This window comes from Actinoplanes teichomyceticus ATCC 31121 (assembly GCF_003711105.1).
Lineage (GTDB): Bacteria > Actinomycetota > Actinomycetes > Mycobacteriales > Micromonosporaceae > Actinoplanes > Actinoplanes teichomyceticus.
Map to the genome: position 1 here is coordinate 2,541,981 of NZ_CP023865.1, position 24,128 is coordinate 2,566,108.

Sequence of the window (24,128 nt, forward strand, 5' to 3'; positions counted from 1 at the left end):
AGAAGACTAACGACGTTAAGTTAACATGGCGGCGTTAACCTGACAGCGTTCAGTTTAGGAGCCGGCCGTGGACCTCACCCTCTCCGCGGAACAGCAGCAGCTGCGCGACCTGGCCCGCGAGTGGGTCGAGCGTGAGGTCGTCCCGCACGCGGGCGAGTGGGACCGGGCCGAGCAGGTCGATCCGAAGATCGTCGGGAAACTCGCCGAGCTCGGTTTCCTCGGCCTGGGGATCGCCGAGGAGTTCGGCGGCTCGGGCGGCGACTTCCTGTCCTACGCGCTGGTCATGGAGGAGCTGGGCCGCGGCGACACCTCGGTGCGCGGCATCGTCTCGGTCTCCCTCGGACTGGTCGCCAAGAGCATCCAGGCCTACGGCGACGAGCACCAGAAACGCCGCTGGCTGCCGGCCCTGTGCGCCGGGGAGACCCTCGGCTGCTTCGCCCTCACCGAGCCCGGCACCGGCTCCGACGCCGGCAACCTCGGCGCCCGCGCGGTGCGCGACGGCGACGACTGGCTGATCAGCGGCGAGAAGATCTTCATCACGAACGGGACGTGGGCCGGAGTGGCGCTGATCTTCGCCCGTACCGGCGGGCCCGGGCCGAAAGGCGTCTCCGCCTTCCTGGTCCCCACCGACCGCGCCGGCTTCGTCCGGCGCGAGATCAAGGGCAAGCTCGGCCTGCGCGGGCAGGCCACCGCCGAACTGGTCCTCGACGAGGTCCGGGTCGCCGACTCCGAGCGGCTCGGCGCCGAGGGCGCCGGCTTCAAGATCGCGATGGGCGCGCTGGACAAGGGGCGGATCGCGGTCGCGGCGGGCAGTGTGGGCCTGGCCCGCGCGTGCCTGGAGGCCAGCCTGGCGTACGCCGGTGAGCGCACCCAGTTCCGCAAGCCGATCGCCGCCTACCAGCTCGTCCAGGAGATGATCGCGGACATCGCCGTGGAGACCGAGGCCGCCCGCCTGCTCGTCTGGCGGGCCGCCGACCTGGTCGACCACGGCCGGCCGTTCGGCACCGCGGCCTCGATGGCCAAACTGTTCGCCAGCGAGGCCGCGGTCAAGGCCGCCAACCAGGCGATCCAGATCTTCGGCGGGTACGGCTACGTCGACGAGTTCCCGGTCGGCAAGTACCTGCGCGACGCCCGCGTCACCACCCTCTACGAGGGCACCAGCCAGATCCAGAAACTGCTCATCGGCCGGGCGCTGACCGGGATCAGCGCGTTCTAGAACAAAGGAGTTCCTCCATGAGCCGGGTAGCCATCGTCACCGGGGCCGCGCGCGGCATCGGCGCGGCCACCGCGCTGCAGTTCGCGTCCGAGGGCGCCGCCGTCGCCGTGCTCGACCTGGACGAGTCGGCCTGCGCCGACACCGTCGGCCGGATCCGGGCCGCCGGCGGCACCGCCGTCGCGCTCGGCTGCGACGTGGCCGACGAGGCCCAGGTCGACGGCGCGGTCGACAAGGTCGCCGCCGAGCTGGGCGGCGTCGACGTGCTGGTCAACAACGCCGGGGTGCTGCGCGACAACCTGCTGCACAAGATGTCCGCCGCGGACTGGGACACCGTGATGAGCGTGCACCTGCGTGGCGCGTTCCTGTGCAGCCGGGCGGCCCAGCGGCACATGGTCCCCCGGCGCTCCGGCAAGATCGTCAACACGTCGAGCGTCTCCGCGCTGGGCAACCGCGGCCAGGCCAACTACGCCGCCGCCAAGGCCGGGATCCAGGGCCTGACCCGGACGCTGGCGATGGAGCTCGGCCCGTTCGGCATCAACGTGAACGCGGTGGCGCCCGGCTTCATCGTCACCGAGATGACCGACGCGACGGCGGCCCGGGTCGGGCTCTCCGCCGCCGAGATGCAGACCAAGGCGGCCGAGATCACCCCGCTGCGCCGGGTCGGACAGCCGGAGGACGTCGCCCGGGTGGTCGCGTTCCTGGCCAGCGACGCCGCCTCGTTCGTCACCGGCCAGACCCTGTACGTCGACGGCGGCCGCCGTCTCTGAGGTGCCCCCCGGGCACGCTGAGTTTTGAGGGAGCGACATGCGCCGCACCGTATTCAACGAGGACCACGAGGCCTTCCGGCAGACCCTGCGCGAGTTCCTGCAGGCCGAGGTCGTTCCGCACTACGACGCGTGGCTGCGCGCCGGTGAGGTGCCGCGCGAGTTCTACAAGAAACTCGCCGAGCTCGGCCTGTTCGGCATCGAGGTGCCCGAGGAGTACGGCGGCGCCGGCATCGCCTCGTTCAAGTTCGCCGCCGTGCAGTACGAGGAGACCGCCCGCGCCGGCGTCTCCTTCGGCGGCTCCGGCGTGCACGTCGCGCTCTGCCTGCCGTACCTGCTCAAGCTCGCCACCGAAGAGCAGAAGCGGCGTTGGCTCCCGTCGTTCGTCAGCGGCGACATGATGTTCGCGATCGCGATGACCGAGCCCGGCACGGGCTCCGACCTGGCCGGCATGAGCACCACCGCCAAGCTCACCGAGGACGGCAGGCACTACGTGCTCAACGGCGCGAAGACCTTCATCACCGGCGGCGTCCTGGCCGACCGGGTGATCGTCTGCGCCCGCACGTCACCGCCGAGACCGGACGACCGGCGCTTCGGCATCTCGCTGCTCGTGGTGGACACCAAGCTGCCCGGCTACACGGTCGGCCGCAAGCTGGACAAGCTCGGGCTGAAGACGTCCGACACGGCGGAGCTGGCCTTCCAGGACGTGCTGGTGCCGGTGGAGGACCTGCTCGGCGAGGAGAACCGGGGGTTCTCGTACCTCGGTCAGAACCTGCCGCAGGAGCGCCTGGGCATCGCCTACGGGGCGTACGCGCAGGCCGCCGCGGCGGTGGAGTTCGCCAAGAAGTACACACAGGAGCGCAAGGTGTTCGGGCAGACCGTCGCCTCGTTCCAGAACACCAAGTTCGAGCTGGCCGCCTGCCAGGCCGAGGTGGACGCCGCGCAGGCCGTCGCCGACCGGGCCCTGGAGGCGCTGGACGCGGGGGAGCTGACCCCGGCCGAAGCGGCCTCGGCGAAGCTGTTCTGCACCGAGGTGGCGCACCGGGTGATCGACCGGTGCCTGCAGCTGCACGGCGGGTACGGGTTCATCAACGAGTACCCGATCGCGCGCCTGTATGCGGACAACCGGGTCAACCGGATCTACGGGGGGACGTCCGAGGTGATGAAAATGATCATCGCCAAGGGGATGGGGCTCTAGGGTTCTCGGGAGCGCCCCACCCGGAACCTGCCTGGTCGCCGAAGGCGCCGCGAGTCCGGGAGGATCGTGGCGAGTGATCAAGCGGTGGGTGCGGGTGAGTGCGTGCATGGCTGGCCGAGCCGGTGAATGGGCCGGCGTGGTCGGTCAGGGGATGTAGTCCTCCAGGCGGGCCGGGGTGAGGCCGTTCTTGTGGATCGCTTCGAGGACGGCCAGGAAGTCGTCGACGAAGCGGGGGCGGAAGTGCATCAGGATGATGTCGCCGGGCTTCACGACCTTCGGGGTCCCCTGGTAGAAGATCTTGCCGTGGTCGGTGGTCTGGGTCCAGTTGAACACCGCCTTCATGCCGCAGTCGTGCGCGGCCCGCAACGTCGTCCCGTTGTAGGCGCCGCCGGGCGGGCGGAACAGGGTCGGACGGTCGCCGTACAGCTGGGCCAGACGATCGGCGCCACCGCAGATCTCGCGCTTCTGGCCCGGGTAGGACAGCCGGGTCATGGTGGCGTGGGTGATCGTGTGGTTCTCGATGGTGGCGCCCGCGGCCTTCAGCGGGGTGAAGTAGCCCGGGTCGTCCTTGATCGCGTCGACCTCGAGGAACAGTGTCACCGGCACGTTCGCGGCCTGGAACAGCCGCAGCGCCAGCGGGTTCTTCGCCCAGCCGTCGTCGATGGTGATGAACGCGACCTTCTGGGTGGTCGGGATGTGGCTGAAGAATGCCGCCTTGTCGCCGCCCGGCAACGCGACCCTGGTCGCCGCGGGCGCCGGTGGGAACCGCGGGATCCGGGCGCGCAGGTCCGGCGGCAGCGCGGCGAGGGCGGCCGACACCGATTCCGGCACCCCGGTTCCGGCGGCCGCTGATTCCGGCAGCCCCGCCCCCGGGCCGCCTTCCGGCGCGTTCGGCCCGGCGGACGCCGCCGCGGCGGACGGGTCCGGGGCCGTGGCGGAGCCGGACTTCGTGGCGCCGGGCGCGGCTGCCGCCGCGGCGCCGGTGGGCCGGCTGCCGGAGCTGCCGCACCCGGCGACGAGTGCCAGCAGCGCCGCCGCGGCCACGCTGCGGAACAGCCTGCTCGATCTCATGCCTGCGCCTCCGGGGGGAAGAGGTGGTCCGTCAGACGTGAGACGTCGTCGACCGGTGAAATGTGCGCCTGGAAGGTGGATCGTGTGGTTCGTCATGGCCGCCACCCGCCAGGTCGGGGAGCGCGGCCGATCTTAGAGGGTGGTGCAAAATCGTTCAGGGTGGTCTGTCCGCTGAGCCCGTTCGGAGATCGTTTCGCAGGTCCGCCACAGATTCGACCGGCGCCAGGACCCGACCGCGGTCGCCGTCGACTCGCTCCGGGGCCGCGAACCACGTCCCCGCGGCCACCATCGGCGAAGACGCCGGCACGAAGGTGCCGGGCCGCAAACGCGGGCCGGCCGTGGACGCCCTCGGCCTGATCATCGCCGTGGTCGCGACCGCCTGTGGCGCTGGCGTGCGTTCGACCGTCACAGTGACGCCTATCCGGACGCCACGAAGCAAATGAACGAGTGCGCCGAGGGCTATCGTCGTCGGATGCCTGAGTTGATCGCGCCTTCCGTCCGTCTGCACCGGGCCTGGCTCGAGGCTCATGCGGAGTGGGGCGCGGGGCCGCACGAGGACGGCTTCGGACTGGGCCAGTCTGACGACGTTGGCACACCAGCCGGCTTCGCCGCCTGGCTGGCACGGCTGGCGAAGCAATCGGATCCCGCCGAGACGATCGACGTCGGCAGACACCGCTGCACGTACCGCTGGATCGTCGACGGTGATCGGGTGCTCGGCGGGATCGCGCTGCGAGACGGCGATGACGACTACGTGTCATGGGCCGGACACGTCGGTTACGGCATCCGGCCCTCCGCGCGGCGACGCGGGCTCGCCACGTGGGCATTGGGTCGAATGCTCAACGAGGCTCGAGCGTGGGGCTTGGACCGGATTCTGGCCGTCTGCGCGGTCGACAATGCCGCGTCGATCAAGACGATCGAGCACGGTGGGGGAGTCTTCGAGGGCGTCAGGGACAACGGAACCGGCCCGCTCCGCCGCTACTGGATCACACTCTGATCAGGCGGCGATGGGCTCGGGCGGTGCGGCCTGGTGGCTCCCGCCCCGAGTTGCCGGGCGGGCGATGAGGGTGATGGTCGCCCGGGTGATGTGGGCTTTCGGAGTGTGCGGGGAGGCGTTGGTCGCGGACGTTGCGGCGGGCACGCATTACCGGAATTCGTCCTTCACGCCATCGAGTGACCACTATCTACCGCGAATCCGCAGAACGATCTCCGACCGGGTCCGACATCCAGATCAACCCGAACAGTTCGGGAGCGCCCTCCTGGATAGCGCCCGCGAACGCGCCGGGCTCTAGGGTGAGGCGCATGGCGCTGCTGCACCGGGCGGAGATCCGCCCCACCAAACTGGAGCTGCTCGGCGGCTGGCTGCCGTACCGGAGCTGGTTCGCCGGCCCCCGGGACGCCGGACTGAGCCGGGTCGCGGCGGCCCGGTTCGACGATCCGGCCGGAGCGGTCGGGATCGAAGTCCTGCTGGTGCGGGCCGGGGACGGGCCGGTGCTGCACGTGCCGCTGACCTACCGGGGCGCGCCCCTGGCCGGTGCCGGGGCGTTCCTGGTCGGCACCACCGAGCACGGCGTCCTGGGCACCCGCTGGGTCTACGACGCGGCCGGCGACCCGGTCTTCGCGGCGGTGCTGGCCGAGGTGATCCGGACCGGCGGCGCTCAGGCCATCGAGAAGCTCGTCGAGGACGACCGGGTCGTCGTCCGCGAGCCGAGCCTGCTGCTGCGCGGCAGCGGCGGGCCGGGGACCGGCGCGGCCGGCCCGGGCCGGGCCGGCGGCATCGAGGTCACCGACGGCGACCCGACGGTGATCGGCACGCGGTCCGGCAGCCTGCACCTGGTGCGCACGCCGTCCGCGCCGCACACCGGGTCCGGCGCGGTCCTGACCGGCCGGTGGTCCGGCGTGGACACCCCGGTCGTCCTCGCCCGCCTGGCCGGCTGACGCCGGGCTCGCGCGCCCGGCGGGCTGCGGCCCGTCCCCGCGCGCCTGGCGGGCTGCGGCCCGTCCCCGCGCGCCTGGCGGGCTGCGGCCCGTCCCCGCGCGCCGCGAACCCGGCCCGGTGACCGGCCTGCCGCGCCCGGCAGGCTCAGCCCTTGAGCCGCTCCTCCGCCTTGCGCGCGGCGATCAGGATCGGATCCCAGACCGGCGCGTACGGCGGGGCGTAACCCAGGTCCAGCGCGGTCATCTCGCTGACCGTCATCCGGTTCCAGAGCGCGACCGCGAACGCGTCGATCCGCTTCGCCGCCTCGGCGCGCCCGACGATCTGCGCGCCCAGCAGCACCCCGGTCTCCCGCTCGGCGATCACCTTGACCGTCATCGGGATGGCGCCGGGGAAGTAGCCGGCCCGGTTGGTCGACTCGACCGTCGCGGTGACGTACCGGAAACCGGCCTGCCCGGCCTCCCGGGAGCTGAGCCCGGTCCGGGCCACCTCCAGGTCGCACAGCTTGGTCACCGCGGTCCCGATGATCCCGGGGAAGGTGGCGTACCCGCCGCCCAGGTTGATCCCGGCCACCCGGCCCTGCTTGTTGGCGTGCGTGCCGAGGGGCACGTGCACCGGCCGTCCGGAGACCCGGTGCAGGACCTCGGTGCAGTCGCCGGCCGCCCACACCCCCTCGGTCACCTTCTGCCGCAGGTCGGTGCGCAGGCCGCCGGTGGGTCCGAGGGGGATGCCGGCGGCCTCGGCCAGCGCGGTGTTCGGCCGTACCCCCAGGCCGATGACCACGACCCCGGCCGGCAGCGGCCCGGCGTCGGTGGCCACCGCGGTGACCCGGCCGCCGGAGCTCTCCAGGCCCTCGACGGTGACGCCGGTGCGCAGGTCGATGCCGAGGCCGCGGACCGAGTCGGCGATCAGCGCCCCCATGTCCGGGTCGACGGTGCCCATCGGTTGCTCGGCCTTCTCCACCAGCGTGACCCGCAGACCGCGATTGATCAGTGCCTCGGCCATCTCGACGCCGATGTAGCCGGCGCCGATCACCACCGCGTCGCGCGGTTGCTCGGCGTCCAGCCACTCGCGCAGCGCGCTGCCGTCCTCCAGGGTCTGCACGCCGAAGACGCCGCCGGCGCCGGTGGCCGCCCAGCCCGGGCGGACCGGGGTGGCGCCGGTGGCGTAGACCAGCTCGTCGAAGTCCTCGCGCAGGTCCCGGCCGCCGTCGAGGTCGCGCACCGTCACCGTGCGCGCGGCCAGGTCGATGCCGGTCACCTCGTGCCGGGTGCGTACGTCGATCCCCTGCTCGCGGAACTGCTCGGGGGTGCGGGCGAGCAACGCGTCCGGGCCGTCGACCACCCCGCCGATCCAGTACGGGATGCCGCAGGCGGAGTACGACACGAACCGCCCCATCTCGAACGCCACGATCTGCAGCTCGTCCGGTCCGCGTCTGCGCCGCGCCTGAGCCGCCGCCGACATGCCCGCCGCGTCCCCGCCGATCACGATCATTCGCACTCGCCCATTGTGCCCGGTCCGGCGCGCCGATTACCGGCAGATTTCCGCAAGGTGTTGCCTCACGCATCGGTCGGAATCTATGGTGACCCCACCGACGTCGAAGCGCTTCGATGGCGCGTCCGCCGCCGAAGCCGGGTCCCGGCCGGCCCGGTGGTGGTCGTCCGCTCCGGATGATCACCACCGGCGCCGGCCGGAGTCCGACCGGTCCGCTCACCGTGCCTGCCCGAGGGGGGTCCACCATGCCCGCACGACGCGGCCTGGCGTTGCTCGCCGCCGCCCTGCTGGCCGTGCCGCCCGCGCCCGGGGCCGCGCGCGCCGGCGAACCGCTGCCGTTCCGCGATCCGGCCCTTCCGCTCCAGGCCCGCATCGACGACCTGGTCGGCCGGCTCACCCTGCCGGAGAAGCTGTCGCTGCTGCACCAGTACCAGCCGGCCGTCCCGCGGCTGGGCCTGGCGGTGTTCAAGACCGGCACCGAGGCCCTGCACGGCGTGGCCTGGTCCAACGACCACGACGCCGGCGGCGCCAAGGTCGACGCGACCGCGACGGTCTTCCCGCAGGCGGTCGGCCTGGCCAGCAGCTGGGACCCCGAGCTGCTGCGCCGGGTCGGCGCGGCGGTCGGCGACGAGGCCCGCGGGCTGCACGCGCAGGACCCCACGGTGTGGGGCCTGAACCTGTGGGCGCCGGTGGTCAACCTGCTGCGCGACCCGCGCTGGGGCCGCAACGAGGAGGGCTACTCGGAGGACCCGCTGCTGTCCGGGACGATCGCCACCGCGTACGGGCGGGGCCTGCAGGGCGACGACCCGCGGCACCTGAAGACCGCGCCCACCCTCAAGCACTACGCGGCGTACAACAACGAGACCCGGCGCGACCAGACCTCGTCGGACGTGCCGCAGCGGGTGCTCAACGAGTACGACCGCACCCCGTTCCGGATCCCGCTGCAGGCCGGCGCCGCGACCGGGGTGATGGCCTCCTACAACCTGATCAACGGGCGCCCGGCCACCGTCGATCCGGACCTGGCCACCCTGGTCCGCGGGTGGAGCGACCAGCGGCTGTTCAACATCACCGACGCGTGGGCGCCGACCAACCTGACCGGCTCGCAGGGCTACTTCGCCACCCAGGCCGAGGCGGACGCCGCCGTGGTCGCGGCCGGACTGGACAGCTTCACCGTCGACAACATCGACGGCGAGCCGACCGTCGCCGCGCTGCGGCAGGCCCTCGACCGGGGGCTGCTCACCGAGCGGCAGGTGGACACCGCGGTCGGCGATGCGCTGAGCATCCGGTTCCGGCTCGGCGAGTTCGACCCGGACGGCGGCCCGTACGCGGACATCCCGCCGTCGGTCGTGGACAGCCCGGAACATCGCCGGCTGGCCCGGCAGGCCGCGGCCGAATCCATGGTGCTGCTGAAGAACAGCGGGAACGCGCTGCCGCTGCGCCCGGGCGGCTCGGTCGCGGTCGTCGGCCCGCTCGCCGACACGCTCCACACCGACTGGTACGGCGGACAGCTGCCGTACCGGGTGACCGCCCTCGACGGCATCGGCGGGCGCGCGGCCGCCACGTACTCCGGTGGCGCCGACCGGATCGCGCTCAGGGACGTGGCCACCGGCCGCTACGTGAGCGCCGCCGACCCGCAGGCGGTGGCCGCCACCGCGACCACGGCCGACGCCGCCGCCCAGTTCGACTCGGTGGACTGGGGCGACGGGGTCTCCACCCTGCGCAACGCCGCCACCGGCAGGTACCTCGGCTACGACGGGGGCCCGTTCGTCACCCGCGACGACGCGCCCACCGGCTGGTACGTCCAGCAACAGTTCAAGGTGGAGAAGCAGCCGGACGGCACGGTGGTGCTGCACTACGCCGGGTACGAGACGCAGGAGAGCTGGTTCGGCGCGAACACGTACGTGACCGTGGGCGCCGACGGCCGGCTCGCGCTGGGCGCGGCGACCGCCGCCGGGGCCGCGCGCTTCACCAGGGAGGTGCTGGTCGACGGCGTGGCCGCGGCAGCCGCCGCCGCGCGGGGCAAGCAGGCCGCCGTCGTGGTGGTCGGGACCGACCCGTTCGTGGCCGGGCGGGAGGCGCACGACCGTACCGGCCTGTCGCTCGGCGCCCGGCAGCAGGCGCTGATCGAGGCGGTCCGGGCGGCCAACCCGCACACCGTCGTGGTGCTGCAGAGCGGTTACCCGGAGGCGATCACCTGGGCGCAGCGACACGTGCCGGGCATCGTCTGGACCACGCACGCCGGCGCGGAGACCGGCAACGCCCTGGCCGACGTGCTCTTCGGCGACGTCGACCCGGCCGGGCGGCTGACCCAGACGTGGTACCGGTCGGTCGCCGACCTGCCGGCCGACCTGACCCGGTACGACATCGTCAAGACCCGGCAGACGTACCAGTACAGCGCCGCGCGGCCGCTCTACCCGTTCGGCCACGGCCTGTCGTACACCAGCTTCGCCTACCGCGACCTGCGGGTGGCCGGTGACCGGGTCAGCGTGACCGTGACCAACACCGGCCGGCGGGCCGGGGCCGAGGTCGTGCAGCTCTATACCCACCAGCGTGCCTCCCGGGACGTCACGGCCGCCAAGCAGCTGCGCGCCTTCCGCAAGGTGTCGCTGCGGCCGGGGCGCAGCACGACCGTCACGTTCCGGCTGACGCCGCGGGATCTGGCCCGGTGGGACGTCACCCGGCAGCGCTGGGTCACCGAGACCTCGGTGTACGACATCCTGGTCGGCTCGTCGTCGCTCGACATCCGGCAGCGCGCGACCCGCGCGGTGCGCGGCGAGACGATCCCGGCGCGGGACCTGTCCGTGCCGACCCGGGCGGAGACCTTCGACGACTACTCCGGAGTGCGCCTGCTGGACGAGAGCAAGACGAGCGGCACGGTGGTCGGCGCGACCGCCGCCGGCGACTGGGTCGCCTTCCGTGACGCGGCGCTGCGCGGCGGCCGGACCCTGACGGTGCGGGCGGCGGGCGCCGGGACGGTGCAGGTCCGGGTGGGCTCGCCGACCGGGCCGCTGCTCGGCACGGCCACGGTGGGTGACACCGGCGGGATCCATGCGTACGTCGAGACGCGCGCCCCGTTGTCGGCCGTGAGCGGCCGCCGGGACGTCTGTCTGGTGCTGAGCCCGGGCCTGCGGGTGGCCTCGTTCAGCATCCGGTGAGACTCGCGGCGGGGAGCCGGATGGGAGCGGGCTCCCCGCCGCGACCCTGCGTGCGCGGGGCGTGATGGCGCGGGTGACTAGGATCGGCGGGGGGTAGCGGTCTTGGGCCGGGGTACATGGGGAGGCGCTGTGCCGACGATCAACGACGTCGCCCGGGCGGCCGGTGTGTCGCCCAGCACGGTGTCGTACGTGTTGAGCGGCCGCCGCCCGATCTCCGCCGAGACCCGGGCCCGGGTGCAGGCCGCGATCGCCGAGCTCGGCTTCCACCCGCACGCCGGGGCGCGGGCGCTGGCCAGCAGCAAGACGAACGTGCTGGCCCTGGTGGCGCCGCTGCGGGTGGACGTCAACGTCCCGGTCATCATGCAGTTCGCCACGGCCGTGGTGACCGCGGCCCGCGCGCACAACCACGACGTGCTGCTGCTGACCAAGGACGAGGGCACCGCCGGGCTGGAGCGGGTGGCGCACAGCACCATGGTGGACGCGCTGATCCTGATGGACATCGAGCGCGACGACGTGCGCCTGCCGGCCATCCGCCGGCTCAAGCAGCCGTCGGTGCTGATCGGCCTGCCCGCCGACCATGCCGGCATCGCCTGTGTGGACCTGGACTTCGAGGCCGCGGCCGGAGCCGCGCTGCGGCATCTGGCCGGGCACGGGCACCGGCGGATCGGGCTGATCGGCCCGTCCCCGGCGGTCTACCGGCGGCAGACCACCTACGCCGACCGGTTCCTGGCCGGCTTCCTGCAGGCCTCGGCCGACCTGGGGATACGCACCGCGACCCACCCGTGTGAGCCGGGCGTCGAGGGGGTCCGGGCCGCGCTGGCCGATCTCGACACCGAGCTGCCCGGGCTCAGCGCCCTGGTGGTGCACAACGAGGAGGCGCTGCGGCCGCTGCTGGACCTGCTGCACGCGGCCGGGCGGCGGGTGCCGGAGGACATCTCCGTCGTGGCGATCTGCCCGCGGGACGTGGCGACCAGTATGCCGGTCGATCTGACCTCGATCGACATCCCGGCGCACGAGGTCGGCACGCTGGCCGTGGAGACCGCGATGCGGTTGCTGGACGGCCGCCGGGTGGAGTTCACCCGCCTGCTCGAACCGGGTCTGGTCGAGCGGGGCAGCTGCCGCGAAATCGCGCCGTCACACCGTTGACATCTCCAGCACCGGTTTCATAGCGTCTGCGGCAAGGCCGTTGTCGAAGCGCTTCGACATTTTCCGCGCGATTGTCGAAGCGCTTCGACCCCCTTCGCCGCTGCACCCACTCCTCGACCCAGTCCCCCTGGGAGGACGACATGTCTTTTTCGCGTCGCGGTCTGCTGGCCGGGGCAATCCTGACGACCGCCTCGCTGGCCCTGGGCGCCTGTGGTGGCGGCGGTGACTCCGGCGCCGACGCCAAGTCCCTCACCCTGTGGCACTACGAGGGGCCGACCAGCGCGATGGGCATCGCCTGGAACCGGGCGATCGAGATCTTCAAGCAGAAGCATCCCGGCGTCGAGGTGAGGTTCGAGGAGAAGAGCTTCGAACAGATCCAGCAGAACGCCCAGATGATCCTGAACTCCGACAGCGCGCCGGACATCCTGGAGTACAACAAGGGCAACGCGACCGCCGGCCTGCTCTCCAAGCAGGGCCTGCTGACCGACCTCAGCGACCAGGTCACCAGGTTCGGCTGGGACGCCAAGCTCAGCGGCAGCCTGCAGACCACCGCCAAGTACGACGACGACGGCATCATGGGCAGCGGCAAGTTCTACGGCGTGCCCAACTACGGCGAATATGTCATGGTCTATTACAACAAGGCGATGTTCGACCGGTACCAGATCGCCGTGCCGACCACACTCGACGAGTTCACCGCCGCGATGGACACCTTCGTCAAGAACAGGGTCACCCCGCTGGCCGTCGGCGGCGCGGAGTACCCGGCCCAGCAGATCTTCTACGAGCTGGCGCTGTCCCGGGCCGACCGCGCCTTCGTCGACGACTACCAGCTGTACAAGAACAAGGTCGACTTCACCGGCCCGGTGCTCAGCCACGGCGCGACCACCTTCGCCGACTGGGTGCGCAAGGGCTACGTCGGCAAGGACGCGGCCGGCATCAAGGCCGAGGACATGGGCGTCTCCTTCGAACAGGGCAGGTTCCCGATCCTGATCTCCGGCAGCTGGTGGTACGGCCGGTTCGCCAAGGAGATCAAGAACTTCGACTGGGGCACGTTCCTGTTCCCTGGCAACAGCCTGCACCCCGGCTCCAGCGGCAACCTCTGGGTGGTCCCGGAGAAGAGCAAGGCCAAGAGCCTGGCGTACGACTTTATCGACATCACCATGTCGAGCGAGGTGCAGAACCTGCTCGGCAACAGCGGCGGCGTCCCGGTCGCGGCCGACCCGGCGGCGATCACCGACGCCAAGAACAAGGAACTGATCGAGAACTTCAACAAGATCTCCACCGCGGACGGCCTGGCGTTCTACCCGGACTGGCCGGCCCCGGGCTACTACGACGTGATGGTCGCCGGCGTGCAGGGCCTGATCAACGGCTCGAAGACCCCGCAGGCGTTCCTCGACGAGGTGGCCAAGCCGTACCAGGAGAACCTGGCCGACCTGGGCAAGTGACCCCGGCGTGGGCGGCGGGGCGACCCGCCGCCGGCGCCCGGTGCGGAAAGGATCTCCCCGGATGGCCGGCAACAGCAACACCCGCAGCCGCGGTTACGGGCTCTACCTCATCCCCGGGATCATCGCCTCGACCGCGGTGATCGTCGTCCCGCTGGTGATGACCGTCTACATCAGCTTCACCCGGTGGACCGGCATCGGCAGCCCTCGCTGGATCGGTGCCGACAACTACACCCGGCTGTTCGCCGACGCCAACTTCTGGGCCTCGTTCGGGCACATCATCCTGCTCATCGTCGCGATGGCGGTGGTGCCTACCCTGCTGGGCCTGGTGCTGGCCGCGGTGCTGTTCGACCACGTCGCCAAGCACTTCGGCGACCGCTGGGCCGCGGTGCTGCGCTCCGGGTACTACCTGCCGCAGGTGCTGCCGGTCGCGGTCACCGGCATCATCTGGGGCTGGATCCTGCACCCGAGCTACGGCGCGCTGAACAAGATCATGGATGCGGTCGGGCTCGGCTCGCTGACCCGCAACTGGCTCGGCGACCCGAAGTACGCGCTGTACAGCGTGATGGCCGTGATGATCTGGTTCCAGCTCGGCTACCCGGTGGTCATGTTCATGTCCGGCCTGCAGCGCATCGACCCGGAGCTGTACGAGGCGGCCGACCTGGACGGCGCCACCTGGTGGCAGCGGTTCCGGAGGATCACCGTCGCGATGATCCGGCCGGAGCTGTACGTGGTGCTGGTGACCACCACCATCGCCTCGCTGAAGATCTTCGGGCAGATCTTCGTGCTCACCCGCGGCGGGCCGAGCAACGCGACGTTGGTGCCGTCCTACTTCGCGTACAAGAACTTCTTCGAGAAGGCCCAGGTCGGGTACGGCTCGGCGATCGCCACGGTGCTCACCGTCCTGATCGTCGTGCTCGCCGTCGTCTTCCTGCGGCTGCAGAACCGTGCCGAGCGGAGCTGAACGCATGACCGTCACCGCTACGCGCACCCCGTCGCGCGCCCCGGCGAAGCCGTCCTTGCGGGAGCGGCACCCCGGCCGCTTCCTGGTGCTGGCCCTCCTGCTCGTCCTGCTGCTGCTGATGGTCGCGCCGCTACTGGTCGTCGCGGTCAACGCGGTCAAGAGCCCGGCCGACTACGCGTCCAACGGCCCGCTGTCGGTGCCCACCCACCTGCACTGGGACGGCATCGTCGACTTCTGGAACCGGGTCGACTTCGGGCTCAAACTCCTCAACAGCTTCATCACCAGCCTGGTGGTGGCGGTGCTGGGCGTGGTCCTCTCGGTGCTCAACGCCTACGCGCTGGGCATCGGCCGGGTCCGGGGCCGTGCCTGGTTCCTGGTCTTCTTCCTGGTCGCCAACCTGCTGCCGCAGGAGGTGCTGGTCTACCCGCTGTACTACCTGTCGAAGCAGATCGGCCTCTACGACAGCCTGTTCTCGATCATCATCATCTTCACCGTCATCCAGAGCGCGTTCGGCACCTACCTGCTCACCTCGGTCTACACCGAGTTCCCCCGGGAACTGCTGGACGCCGCCTCGGTGGACGGCGCCGGGAAGTGGCGGGCACTGTGGCGGGTGGTGGTCCCGGTCAGCCGGCCGACCCTCGCGGTGCTGTTCACGTTCTTCTTCATCTGGACGTGGAACGAGTTCTTCCTGCCCCTGATCTTCCTGATCTCCAACGACAACCAGACCGTCCCGGTGGCGCTCGGCGTGCTGCAGAGCGACCGGATGATGGACGCCACGACCACCAGCGCCTCCGCGCTGATCGGCATCGCCCCGGCGATGGTCTTCTTCCTGATCTTCCAGCGGACCCTCACGCGCGGCATCGCCGCCGGCGCCATCAAGTGACCCAGGAGAAGGACTGCCATGAAGTTCACCGACGGCTACTGGCGCAAGCGCGACGGCCTGACCGTGCTGCACCCCGCGCACTACCAGGACAGCACCCCGGGACCCGGCTCGCTGACCGTCTACGCCGCCACCAAACGCATCCGCGACCGGGGCGACACCCTGGACGCGCCGCTGATCACCGTCACCCTCACCGCCCCGATGGCCGACGTCATCCGGGTCACCGTCGAGCACTTCCAGGGCGCGCGCCCCCGCACCCCGGCCTTCGAGATCGCCGCGAAGGACGTGGACGTCACCGTCGACGCGGCGTCGTTCACCTCCGGCGCGCTGACCGCGCGGGTCAGCACCGGCGACGACTGGGCCCTCGACTTCCTCGCCGACGGCCGGCGGATCACCGGCAGCGGCTGGAAGGGCATCGGCATCGTCGACGGCCCGGACGGACCGTTCGTCCACGAGCAGCTCGACCTCGGTGTCGGCGAGCTCGTCTACGGCCTCGGCGAACGCTTCGGCCCGCTGGTCAAGAACGGGCAGAGCATCGACATCTGGAACGAGGACGGCGGCACCAGCAGCGAGCAGGCGTACAAGAACGTCCCGTTCTACCTCACCAGCGGCGGGTACGGCGTGCTGGTCGACCACCCCGGCCGGGTCTCCTTCGAGGTGGCCTCCGAGATGGTCACCCGCACCCAGTTCAGCGTCGCCGGGCAGAGCCTGTCGTACCTGGTCATCCACGGCCCCACCCCGGCCGACGTGATCCGCAGGTACACCGCGCTGACCGGCCGGCCCGCGCTGCCGCCGGCCTGGTCCTTCGGCCTCTGGCTGACCACGTCGTTCACCACCTCCTACGACGAGGAGACGGTGAACAGCTTCATCGACGGGATGGCCGAACGGGACCTGCCGCTGAGCGTGTTCCACTTCGACACGTTCTGGATGCGCGAGTTCCACTGGTGCGACTTCGAGTGGGACACCCGGATCTTCCCGGACCCGGCCGGGATGCTGAAACGCCTCGCCGACCGGGGGCTGCGGGTATGCCTGTGGATCAACCCGTACATCGCGCAGCGGTCGCCGCTGTTCGCCGAGGGCCGCGACAACGGCTACCTGGTCAGGACCGTGGACGGCGACGTCTGGCAGTGGGACCGCTGGCAGGCCGGCATGGCTCTGGTCGACTTCACCAACCCGGCGGCCCGGCAGTGGTACGCGGCGAAACTGCGGGCGCTGGTCGACATGGGCGTCGACGCGTTCAAGTCCGACTTCGGCGAGCGCATCCCGGTCGACGGCATCGTCTGGCACGACGGCTCCGACCCGGAGCGGATGCACAACTACTACACCCAGCTGTACAACCAGGTGGTCTTCGACGTCCTGCGAGACAGCCGCGGCGAAGGCGAGGCGGTGCTGTTCGCCCGCTCGGCCACCGTCGGCGGCCAGAAGTTCCCGGTCCACTGGGGCGGCGACAACACCGGCAACTTCGCCTCGATGGCGGAGAGCCTGCGCGGCGGGTTGTCGCTGATGTCGTCCGGCTTCGGCTTCTGGAGCCACGACATCGGCGGCTTCGAGGGGCTGCCCGACCCGGTGGTCTTCAAACGCTGGGTGGCGTTCGGGCTGCTCTCCTCGCACAGCCGGTTGCACGGCAGCAAGTCGTACCGGGTGCCGTGGAACTTCGACGAGGAGGCGGTGGACGTGCTCCGCTTCTTCACGCACCTGAAGTACCGGCTGATGCCGTACCTGTACGGCGCGGCCCGGGAGGCGCACCTGTCCGGGCTGCCGGTGATGCGCCCGATGGCGGTGGCGTTCCCGGACGACCCGGCCGTGGCCTACCTGGACCGGCAGTACATGCTCGGCGGCGACCTGCTGGTGGCGCCGGTCTTCGACGCCGGTGGCGACGTGCGGTACTACGTCCCGGCCGGGCGCTGGACGAGCTACCTGACCGGCGAGGTCGTGCAGGGCCCGGGCTGGGTGCGCGAGACGCACGGCTTCCGCAGCGTCCCGCTGCTGGTCCGGCCGGGGGCGGTGATCCCGGTCGGCGCCCGGCAGGACCGCCCGGACTACGACTACCGCGACGGCGTCACGCTGCGGTTGTACGCGCCCGCCGAGGGCCGTACGGCCGTGGTCGTCCCCGGCCCGTCCGGCGCCGACACCGTCTTCACGGTCGTCCGCGAGGGCGCCCAGCTGCGGATCGGCCGCAGCGGCGAGGCGCTGCCGTGGAACGTGCGGCGGGGTGACGAGGTCACCGAGCTGGCCGCCGACCAGGACAGCTGCACCCTCACCCTCAGCGGTTCGCGGAACCCTTCCGGTTCTGCCTCGCGGCCGCGGTAGGGCGGGGTGCGGGTAGATCAGCCGGGATCGGTGGCCGGGCGGGTAGCGGACAGCCCGGCCACCGATACCCGCGACGGTGCCCTTGGCGGTCACTTCACCGCGGTCTCGTGTTACCCAGCTCACCATGATCCGGATGTCACAGACGGGCGGTCAGGGGTCTCTCATCACGTGTCATCAGGAAGGTCCGGTGACGGAAGGAGCAAAGACGATGCAGGCGACGAAGGCGATGGAGCTGGCGCGGTTCACGGTCGACCCGCAAGATGTCGATGCCATGCTCGCCGCCCGGCCGGCCATGCTGGCCGCGCTGCGGGAGCGGTTCTCCGGCTTCGAGTCGCTGCGGCTGGTCCGGCTGGACGAGCGGACGTGGCTCGACGTGGTCATCTGGGCCAGCCGCGCGCAGGCCGACGAGGCAGCGGCGCTGGTGGGCGACGTGGCCGCATGCCGGAATGCGTTCGCGTACATCAAGGAGGTCGTGTCCATGGAGCACGCCGAGGTCGTCTTCGCAGGTGACCGTGCTGCCTGAGACCGATGGGGCGAGCGGGCCGGACCTGGAAGGTCTGGCCCGCCGGGCCGTAGCAGGCGAGGCCCGCGCCTTGGAACAGCTGTGCCGGGAGTTGCAGGACCTGATCTATCGGCTGGCGCTGCGGTTCTCCTCCGATCCGCAGGCCGCCGCCGACGCCACCCAGGAGATCCTCATCCTGGTCATCACGCATCTCGCCGAGTTCGAGGGCCGGTCGAAGCTGACCACCTGGGTGTACACGATCGCCTCGCGGTATCTGCTGCGTTCCGTGCGGGGCCCGGTGGAACTCAGCGTCGCCGGCCCCGAACCGTTCGCCGACTGGATCGACGACAACCTCGCCGCCGAATCCGCCGGCGGGCACGACGAGGCGGAGTATCGGCTGCTCGCCGGCGAGGTGCGCCTGGCCTGCACCTACGGCATGCTGCTGACCCTGTCCCGGCCGCTACGACTGGCGTACCTGCTCGGTGACCTGGTCGGTCTGCCCGATGTCGAAGGAGCGGCGGCTCTGGAGATCAGCCGTGCGGCGTTCCGTCAGCGGCTGGCTCGCGCTCGCACGATCATGCGGGGGATCATCGCGGACCGGTGCGGGCTGGTCCGCGCCGAACACCCCTGCCGCTGCGACCGCCAGATCGACTCCAGCATCGCCTACGGCATCCTCGACCCACGCCGGCCCGTGTTCAGCACCCTGCCCGGTGCCACCGCACCGATACCGGCCGGCACTCTGGCCGCGGCCGCCCACGAACTGGATCTGGCCACCGCCATCGCCGAGGCGTACCGGTCCGGGCCGGACTATCGCGCACCGGGCGACGTCTGGCGGGCCCTGCAACAGGCGTGCCCAGCTTTGACCGGCTGAACTCCGCCGTCGCGACCCCCACGGGCCCTGGCGAACGGCCGGTACGTGTCGTTCCCGCACCAAGGTTCTGTCCCGCCTGCGCAGATCCGCTGCGGAGGCGGGACCCACCGGGTCGCGCCGGTCATCCGGGCCGGTCCTCGCCGGCCTGGACCCGCTGGGCGCTCTCGATGATCCGGCGCAGCCGCCGATCGCTCTCCGGGTGGCGGCCGAGAAAGCGCGCGGCGGCGCCGCAGATCGCCGACGCCAGACCGGTGTCGCGCCCGTGCGGGCTCTGCAGCAGCAGGTCCAGGACACCGACCGCGACCTCGGGATGCGCCGCCGGGTCGGCGCCCAGCCGGCTCAGCACCGAGTCCGCATAGGCGAGGTGATCGTCACCGGTCCAGCCGAGCCGACTCGCCGCCGCGATCCGGGCGGCGTCCAGGTAGGCCGGGCCGGACGGATCGCTCCAGAGGCCGAGGAGCACGTGCGTCGCCGACCGGGTCCGCCCCTGCGCGTCGGCGGCGAACGTGTCGACGGTGAAACCCAGCCGGTCCGACAGCGGCTCCAGGGCGTGCTGCACCATGTCGTCCAGCACCGCGCACTGGAAGTACGACTTGCGGCGCAGCTGCTCCAGGCTCAGGTCGTGCACGGCGAAGGTCCGCCCGCGATCCTCCGGGCGCAGGTCGAAGGTCCAGGCCGGGTCGACGGCCGGGGCCCGCGGCGAGTTGTACAGGCTCAGGTGCAGGTCGCGCCGGTCGCCGTGCCGGGTGCGCTCCAGCGACACCAGGTCGACCAGGCTGGTCCACCCGTCCACGCCCAGCTGCGAACGCCACAGCAGGGCCTGGGCGTGCCAGGCGTCCACCGGGTCCGGCGGCTCCGGGTAGAGCTCGCCGCCCCGCACGTCGCCCACGCACAGGTTGAGCAGCAGCAGGTTCGCGGCGTACGTCGCGTAGCGCGCCGGCTCGCTCGGGCTCAGCGGCCGGTAGCCGGCGTACCGGGAGCCCGGCGGGGTGTGGTTGACCGCGCGGTACAGCCGCAACAGCAGGTCGCGCAGGTGCTGCCGGGCGTCGTCGGCGATCGGCCCGGCCATGTGGGTCAGGAACTCGATGACCGGCGCCCGCACGCTCAGCGGCTGGAACGACAGCAGCGCGCGCAGCAGGTCGTCCTCGGCGGGCGCGGGGGTGAACGACATCGACGACGCGGCGTCGCGGGCCGCCACGTCCAGCAGCGCCTGCCAGGTGAGCCGGGCGACCAGGAACTCGCCGAAGGTGGCGTGCAGGAACTCGTACGTCTGGAGGTGGTCGTCGCCGGCCGCCCGGGCCCGGTGGATGAAGAAGAACCGGCCCAGCGTCAGCTCGGCCTCCTGCAGCGGCGAGCGCATACCGGCCGCGGCGGGCGGGGTCTGCGGCCCGCGGATCCGCAGCGCCGCGATGTCCCGGTCCAGATCGGACTCGGTGGCCCACTGGGTCGCCCGGTTGAACATCGCGAACCCCACCACCGACAGACGCCGCAGCTCGTGCTCCACCGCCACCCGCAGCTCCCGGTCCGGGAGACCGGGCCGGTGCTTGGTGATCTCCCGCAGCGCGAAGCTGCGCAGCAGCTGCTCGTAGAGCTCGTCCGGGCGCAGCGAGACCGGGGAGCGCTGCAGCGCGTTGCCGGCCGCGTCGTAGAGCGCGAGCATGAGCAGCAGCAGCGGCTGCGCGGCGAGCTCGCGGTGGGCGAGCACGGTCTCCGCGGCGAGCGGCTGGAGCCCTCGCGCGGCGAGGTTCGCGGCGTTCCCCCGGTTCCAGATGTCCAGCCAGGTGGCCACCTGCTCGTCGTCGAACGGCTCCAGGCGCAGCGCGACCGTCTCCTCCGGAGCGCGGGCCCGGTCGGCCACCGCGGTCCGGCTGGTGACGAGCACGGCGAGCGGCCGGCCCTGCTCGGCCTCGCGGCGCTGGAACCGGGCCACCCGTACCAGGTAGTCGGTCTGGCTCACCCCGACCGCCTGCAGCAGCTCGTCGAAGCCGTCGAGCATGACGACCGGCATCGCGTCACCGGCCGAGCGGGCCAGCGCGGGCCACTCGACGCGCTCGCCGGTGGCCTGCCGGACCGCGTGCTCGATCTGCTCCTGGACGTCGTCGACCGCGGGTGTGTCGCGCAGGACGACCCGGACCGGCAGGAAGTCGGCGGCCGGCAGGCGCGCCGCCAGGATCCGGGTGAGCACCGACTTGCCGGAGCCGGGCTGGCCGAGCACCAGCAGCGGCGCGCGTGCGGCCTGCGGCGCGGTCAGGTGGCCGATCAGGAACTCCGGCAGGTCGTCGCGGACCGGACGGCCGGACCACCAGGACTCCTCGCTGACCCGGTCGGCGGGCGAGACGGCGGCGGCCCGGAACCGCGGCGGCAGGTAGCCCTCGCCGAGCGGGGGCACCCGGATGCCGTCCGGGATGTCGCCGGACTCCACGATGCGGCGACCCAGCTCGGCGCGGTAGGCCCGGGCCAGGCTCTCCCGGCGCTCGTCGGGCGCGCGGCCGGTGGAGATGTCGCGCAGCATCTCCTCCAGCCCGGCCAGCGCGGCCCGGGTCGCCCGGTGCTCCTGCCGGCTGGCCCAGCAGGCCACCTCGGGGAAGTCGGCCACCAGCCGCCGGAACAGCTCCTCGTAGCGCGTGACCGCCCGGGGTGGCACGCTGCTCATCGCGTCGTAGAACTGCCGTCGCCGGCCGACGGTCAGCCGGTCCCAGACGGCCAGGCCGGTGACGAAGGTGCGGACCGAGGCCGCCAGCTCCCGGTAGTAACCCTGCAGGAGGTCCGCGAAGACCTCCGGCGGCACCGCGGGCGCGGGCAGCGTCAGCACCGCGTCGTCGACCCGCTCGATGAACGAGCCGGCGGCCACCGACTGCTGCTCCTGGCGGGTCAGCTCCAGGTCACGGAACCGGAACGGCAGCCCGGCCTGTTCCATCGCCTCGAAGAAGGCGGCGACGACGAGCACCGCGTGGGCCGCCTCCAGCCGCTGCGTGCGGGTGTGGCGGGCCAGGCCGCTGCGCCGCTCGGACAGCTCCCGGACCAGGTCGTGGCTGAGGCGGGCCAGCTCGGCCTTCGCGTCGAACAGGCCGAGCAGCACCGGCGCGGCCGGCGTCGCGGCGAGCAGGGCGCCACCGGTGAGCTTCTCGATGGCGCGGACGACCGCGCTCTCCTGGCCGCCGAGCAGCCGGACCGCGTCCGCGTAACTGAGGGACCGAGCCATGCCGTCCATCATGGCCGGTGATCGCCACGTGGCCGGTGCGCCGGTGTCGCCTTGACCGGGGCCGCCGGGTGGGCCAGGATAGGCCAAGTTACCAACGGGTAACTTGAGGCAGGGAGGCCGTATGCCCACGCTCGACCGGCAGGACGACGTCTTCGTCCTCGACCTCGGCGACACCGAGAACCGCTTCCACCCCGACTGGCTGCACGCCGTCGGCGCCGCCCTGGACGAGGTGGAGCGGGCCGGCGGCGCGAGGGCCCTGGTCACCACCGCGACCGGGAAGTTCTACTCCAACGGGCTCGACCTCGACTGGCTGGGCGCCCACGGCGACTCCTTCCAGGAGTACGCGAACCTGGTGCACGCGCTCTTCGCCCGCGTGCTGTCGCTGCCGGTGCCCACCGTCGCCGCCCTGCAGGGGCACACCTTCGCCGCCGGCGCGATGCTGTCGCTGGCCCACGACATCCGGGTGATGCGCGCCGACCGGGGCTTCTGGTGCCTGCCCGAGGTCGCCATCGACATCCCGTTCACCCGCGGCATGTCCGCGCTGATCCAGAGCCGCCTGACCCCGCGGGCCGCGCACGAGGCGATGACCACCGGGCGCCGCTACGGCGGCACGGACGCGCTGGCCGCCGGGATCGTCGACCACGCGGTCGCGCAGGAGGCGGTCCGCCCGTTCGCCGTCGAGCTCGCCGCCGGCCTGGCGGGCAACGCCGGCGACACGCTGGGCACGATCAAGACCCGGATGTACGCCCCGGTCCTCGCCGTCCTGAACGACCGGGAGAACCCGCTGGGCTGAGCCCGGCGTCGCTCACGCGGGCTGGGCGAGCAGCGTGGCGATCCGGTGGTTGAGGCCCGGGACGTCACCCTGCTCCCCGTCGAGCAGCCACCGGCACATCTGCACGGACCCGTCGACGACCGTGCGCACCCGCTCCAGGCGCCGGGCGGTGAACTCCGCCCAGAGCCGGTCGTCCAGCGCCGGGCGGGACAGCAGCAGCTCGCCCAGCACGGCGGCGTCCTCCAGGGACATCGCGGCGCCCTGGGCCAGGGTCGGCGGTGCGGTGTGCGCGGCGTCGCCGATCACCGCCACCCGGCCGCGGTGCCACGGGCCGTCGAGCAGGTGGTGCCGGAAGCGGGTGAAGTTGATCCCGTCCGGATCGGTGAAGCCCTCGCGGATCTCGTCCCACGGCCCGTGATAGCCGGCGGCGAGCTCCCGGACCACCGCCAGGGACTGCGCCGGGGTGAGCCGCCCACGGCGGCGGGGCGCCTCGGCGAGGTAGGCGTACAGGGTGTCCGGCCCGGTCGGGCAGTAGCCGGCGATGTAGGCCGGGCCGCCGTGGATCAGCTCGGTGCGCCGCACCGACGGCGGCCGGGGCGCGACCACCCGCCAGATGTCGATCCCGACGTCGTGGGTGGTCAGCTCGATGCCGATCGCCCGGCGCACCGCGGAACGCATCCCGTCGGCGCCGATCACCAGGTCGTAATGCTCGGTGCGGTGGTCGGTGAGGGTGACCTCCACGCTCGCGCCGAGCGGGCGCATCGAGGTGAACGTGGCGCCGAAGCTGATCCGTGCCCCGGCCTGCTCGGCCCGCTCCAGCAGCAGCCGTGCCAGCACCGGGCGGTACGTGCCGAAGCTCGCCGGCAGGTCCGGCCCGCCCGTCCGGATGCCGGTGACCTCGGCGAGCAGCGTCCCGTGTGGATCGGGGGCGCGCAGGCCGAGCGTGTCGAAACCGTACCCACGCTCCCGCAACCGCTCCCAGACGCCCAGCTCGCGCAGCACTCGCAGGGCGTTGCCCTGCAGCGTGATCCCGGAGCCGTGCGCGCCCGCGTCGGGCCGGACGTCGACCAGGTCGACCGCGACGCCGCCGGCCGCGAGCCGGATGGCCACCGCCGCCCCGGCGGTGCCGGCGCCGACGACGAGAACGTTACGGACCGCGGGCACGGGCGCTCCCTTCCGGATCGGGACTGGACCGCTCCCACTGTCCACTG

Annotated in this window: 18 protein-coding genes and 1 pseudogene; 15 read left to right on the top strand and 4 right to left on the bottom strand. The window is 72.1% G+C overall.

The annotated features are described in order from the left end of the window. The first annotated feature begins 67 nt into the window (after positions 1 to 67). Genes ACTEI_RS11460 through ACTEI_RS11470 form a run of 3 tightly spaced genes read left to right on the top strand, consistent with a single transcriptional unit; the run spans position 68 to position 3,178 of the window. On the top strand, positions 68 to 1,216 hold the full coding sequence (locus tag ACTEI_RS11460) for an acyl-CoA dehydrogenase family protein (protein WP_122977633.1): 1,149 nt from the start codon (positions 68 to 70) through the stop codon (positions 1,214 to 1,216). A 17-nt stretch (positions 1,217 to 1,233) separates the two neighbouring features. Further along, a complete protein-coding gene (gene fabG / locus ACTEI_RS11465; RefSeq protein WP_122977634.1) occupies positions 1,234 to 1,983 on the top strand; it encodes a 3-oxoacyl-ACP reductase FabG in 750 nt (249 codons plus the stop codon). Between the two features lie 37 nt (positions 1,984 to 2,020). Further along, positions 2,021 to 3,178 (top strand): acyl-CoA dehydrogenase family protein, encoded by a 1,158-nt coding sequence (locus tag ACTEI_RS11470; protein WP_122977635.1) that lies wholly within the window; start codon positions 2,021 to 2,023, stop codon positions 3,176 to 3,178. A 144-nt stretch (positions 3,179 to 3,322) separates the two neighbouring features. Here ACTEI_RS11470 and ACTEI_RS11475 read toward each other — a convergent pair whose 3' ends face one another. Next, positions 3,323 to 4,249: a polysaccharide deacetylase family protein gene (locus ACTEI_RS11475; protein WP_122977636.1), complete on the bottom strand. Its 927-nt coding sequence runs from the start codon at positions 4,247 to 4,249 to the stop codon at positions 3,323 to 3,325. A 196-nt stretch (positions 4,250 to 4,445) separates the two neighbouring features. On the opposite strand from ACTEI_RS11475, the pseudogene ACTEI_RS39155 reads away from it, so the two are divergent. The 3 genes and pseudogenes from ACTEI_RS39155 to ACTEI_RS11490 form a co-directional block, all read left to right on the top strand. Beyond that, positions 4,446 to 4,629, top strand: a pseudogene (locus tag ACTEI_RS39155) (IS5 family transposase); the annotation flags it as partial. Positions 4,630 to 4,721: 92 nt separating this feature from the next. Then, positions 4,722 to 5,243: a GNAT family N-acetyltransferase gene (locus ACTEI_RS11485; protein ID WP_122977637.1), complete on the top strand. Its 522-nt coding sequence runs from the start codon at positions 4,722 to 4,724 to the stop codon at positions 5,241 to 5,243. Between the two features lie 305 nt (positions 5,244 to 5,548). After that, entirely contained in the window at positions 5,549 to 6,184 is a 636-nt protein-coding gene (locus ACTEI_RS11490) for a CG0192-related protein (protein ID WP_122977638.1), read from the top strand. Between the two features lie 145 nt (positions 6,185 to 6,329). Here ACTEI_RS11490 and ACTEI_RS11495 read toward each other — a convergent pair whose 3' ends face one another. Further along, a complete protein-coding gene (locus ACTEI_RS11495) occupies positions 6,330 to 7,676 on the bottom strand; it encodes an FAD-dependent oxidoreductase (RefSeq protein ID WP_122977639.1) in 1,347 nt (448 codons plus the stop codon). 245 nt (positions 7,677 to 7,921) lie between these two features. On the opposite strand from ACTEI_RS11495, the gene ACTEI_RS11500 reads away from it, so the two are divergent. The 8 genes from ACTEI_RS11500 (at position 7,922) to ACTEI_RS11530 (ending at position 18,943) form a co-directional block, all read left to right on the top strand. Next, a complete protein-coding gene (locus ACTEI_RS11500; protein ID WP_122977640.1) occupies positions 7,922 to 10,831 on the top strand; it encodes a glycoside hydrolase family 3 protein in 2,910 nt (969 codons plus the stop codon). Between the two features lie 129 nt (positions 10,832 to 10,960). Further along, positions 10,961 to 11,977 (top strand): LacI family DNA-binding transcriptional regulator, encoded by a 1,017-nt coding sequence (locus tag ACTEI_RS11505; RefSeq protein ID WP_122977641.1) that lies wholly within the window; start codon positions 10,961 to 10,963, stop codon positions 11,975 to 11,977. A gap of 140 nt (positions 11,978 to 12,117) precedes the next feature. Next, positions 12,118 to 13,419: an ABC transporter substrate-binding protein gene (locus ACTEI_RS11510; RefSeq protein WP_122977642.1), complete on the top strand. Its 1,302-nt coding sequence runs from the start codon at positions 12,118 to 12,120 to the stop codon at positions 13,417 to 13,419. 61 nt (positions 13,420 to 13,480) lie between these two features. Next, on the top strand, positions 13,481 to 14,380 hold the full coding sequence (locus tag ACTEI_RS11515) for a carbohydrate ABC transporter permease (protein ID WP_122977643.1): 900 nt from the start codon (positions 13,481 to 13,483) through the stop codon (positions 14,378 to 14,380). Between the two features lie 4 nt (positions 14,381 to 14,384). Beyond that, on the top strand, positions 14,385 to 15,263 hold the full coding sequence (locus ACTEI_RS11520; RefSeq protein ID WP_122977644.1) for a carbohydrate ABC transporter permease: 879 nt from the start codon (positions 14,385 to 14,387) through the stop codon (positions 15,261 to 15,263). Positions 15,264 to 15,281: 18 nt separating this feature from the next. Beyond that, complete coding sequence (gene yicI / locus ACTEI_RS11525; protein ID WP_122977645.1) at positions 15,282 to 17,570, top strand: alpha-xylosidase; 2,289 nt, start codon at positions 15,282 to 15,284, stop codon at positions 17,568 to 17,570. Between the two features lie 187 nt (positions 17,571 to 17,757). Then, entirely contained in the window at positions 17,758 to 18,093 is a 336-nt protein-coding gene (locus tag ACTEI_RS36895) for an antibiotic biosynthesis monooxygenase (RefSeq protein WP_164465914.1), read from the top strand. Further along, complete coding sequence (locus ACTEI_RS11530) at positions 18,077 to 18,943, top strand: RNA polymerase sigma factor (protein WP_164465915.1); 867 nt, start codon at positions 18,077 to 18,079, stop codon at positions 18,941 to 18,943. The genes ACTEI_RS36895 and ACTEI_RS11530 overlap by 17 nt, the downstream gene beginning before the upstream one ends. A 121-nt stretch (positions 18,944 to 19,064) precedes the next feature. Here the strand turns inward: ACTEI_RS11530 and ACTEI_RS11535 are convergent, their stop codons facing one another. Next, complete coding sequence (locus tag ACTEI_RS11535) at positions 19,065 to 22,145, bottom strand: NACHT domain-containing protein (protein ID WP_145830857.1); 3,081 nt, start codon at positions 22,143 to 22,145, stop codon at positions 19,065 to 19,067. Between the two features lie 121 nt (positions 22,146 to 22,266). Between ACTEI_RS11535 and ACTEI_RS11540 the strand changes: the two genes are divergently transcribed. Next, positions 22,267 to 22,938, top strand: coding sequence for an enoyl-CoA hydratase-related protein (locus ACTEI_RS11540; RefSeq protein WP_122977648.1), 672 nt, complete (start codon positions 22,267 to 22,269; stop codon positions 22,936 to 22,938). 12 nt (positions 22,939 to 22,950) lie between these two features. Here ACTEI_RS11540 and ACTEI_RS11545 read toward each other — a convergent pair whose 3' ends face one another. Next, complete coding sequence (locus ACTEI_RS11545) at positions 22,951 to 24,081, bottom strand: FAD-dependent monooxygenase (protein WP_122977649.1); 1,131 nt, start codon at positions 24,079 to 24,081, stop codon at positions 22,951 to 22,953. Between the last annotated feature and the right edge of the window lie 47 nt (positions 24,082 to 24,128).